This window comes from bacterium (genome assembly GCA_040757115.1).
GTDB lineage: Bacteria > UBA9089 > CG2-30-40-21 > CG2-30-40-21 > SBAY01 > JBFLXS01.
The window spans coordinates 1-1760 of sequence record JBFLYA010000411.1 but is presented as its reverse complement, the minus strand read 5'-3'; the positions used below and the strand labels follow the sequence as shown (position 1 = coordinate 1760).

The following is a 1760-nucleotide window of genomic DNA, read 5'->3' as shown; positions in this document are numbered from 1 at the left end:
TATCTTTTGCCTCAATAAGTTTTGTTTGTGATGAGCCTGAGCGTAAATTACCAATAGCCACGATTCGTTCATCCTTAATCCCAACATCTGCCTTAAATGAAGGGACATTAAAACCATCTACAACCTGTCCATTTTTAATTAAAATATCATACATCGCTAATCTCCAGATGATTAATATTTTACCACCAAATAATCTTTATGTCAATAAATTTATTGACTAATTTTATTAAATAGGTTATAATTAATGTTATGAAGATTTTAGTTATTGGCTCAGGAGGACGAGAACATACCTTATGCTGGAAACTTAAGCAAAGCAGTCAGGTGGATAAAATTTATTGTGCCCCTGGCAATGCGGGCATTTCCCAAATTGCCACAAGTGTCCCTATTGAAATAGGTTCATCTGATTATTTTGCTAAATTAGCTAATTTTGTAAAAAAAGAATTAATTGATTTAACCGTAGTTGGTCCTGAAGTGCCTCTATCAGAAGGTATAATAGATTACTTTAAAGAACTTGAATTAACTCCTTTTGGTCCAATAAAAAAGGCATCGTTAATTGAAGGGAGTAAGGTCTTTGCTAAAGAATTTATGAAAAGACATAATATCCCAACTGCCGCATTTGAGATATTTAGTAATTCGCAAGAGGCAATAAAATATGTCCAGTCAAAGGGCGTTCCCATTGTTATCAAAGCAGATGGATTAGCCGCAGGCAAAGGAGTTTCTATTTGTGCAACCGTAGATGAGGCAATTGAAGTGATTAAAAAAACGATGGAGGATAAAATATTCGGAGCCGCAGGAAATAAAATTGTTATCGAGGAGTTTTTACATGGTGAAGAAGCCTCTATTTTAGCCTTTACTGATGGTAAAACAGTTATTCCAATGGTCTCATCTCAAGACCATAAAGCCATATTTGATGGAGATAAAGGACCTAATACCGGTGGTATGGGTGCATATTCGCCAGCACCAATTATTACTAAAGAAATGATGGATGAAATTCAAAATAAAATCCTAACCCCCACTATTCAAGGACTGGCAAAGGAAGAGAGAAAATATATCGGTGTGCTTTATTCAGGATTGATTATTACCGCTGGCAAACCTATGGTATTAGAATACAATTGTAGATTTGGCGACCCGGAAACTCAAGTCGTCTTGCCAAGATTGAAAACAGATTTAATTACAATTATAAAAGCCTGTCTTGAAGGCAATCTATCTGAAATAAATATCGAATGGGATAATCGGGCGACTTTATGTGTTGTTCTGGCATCCGCAGGTTATCCTGGGGCTTATAAAAAAGGATTAGAAATCTCTGGGCTTGACGAGGTTGAAAAAGATATAATGATATTTCACGCCGGAACTATCCAAAAAGATAATAAAATACTTACCTCAGGCGGTCGGGTGCTTGGAATAACCGCTTACGGAAATGATATTAAACAGGCAAAAGAAAAGGCTTATTTAGCCTGTGATAAGATTAATTTTGATGGAATTTATTATCGAAAAGATATAGGCTATCGGGCATTATAATTATCGAAAATCCGTAACCATTCAGGATATAGCCACAGAGTCACAGAGAACACAGAGGGAATATATAACCACGAATGAACACAAATACAAAGAGATTTGTAGTGCGAGGCTTTAACCTCGCTTCTGGCAAGCAGGAAAGCGAACCTAATTGCTTTTTCATAAATAGGTTCCTCTTTTGGGGAGAGCGATAGCAAGAAGAACTTTAATGTAAATATCAAAATGCAAATATCAAAATTACAATG

Annotated in this window: 3 protein-coding genes; 1 reads left to right on the top strand and 2 read right to left on the bottom strand. The window is 35.8% G+C overall.

From position 1 onward, the window contains the following. A partial coding sequence (locus tag AB1422_19245; protein ID MEW6621437.1) for a D-aminoacylase occupies positions 1-154 on the bottom strand: 154 nt, incomplete at its 3' end. A 95-nt stretch (positions 155-249) separates the two neighbouring features. On the opposite strand from AB1422_19245, the gene purD reads away from it, so the two are divergent. Continuing rightward, positions 250-1518: a phosphoribosylamine--glycine ligase gene (purD, locus tag AB1422_19240; protein MEW6621436.1), complete on the top strand. Its 1269-nt coding sequence runs from the start codon at positions 250-252 to the stop codon at positions 1516-1518. Here the strand turns inward: purD and AB1422_19235 are convergent. After that, positions 1503-1760 (bottom strand): hypothetical protein (locus tag AB1422_19235; GenBank protein MEW6621435.1); only part of this gene is annotated, 258 nt, incomplete at its 5' end. The genes purD and AB1422_19235 overlap by 16 nt on opposite strands.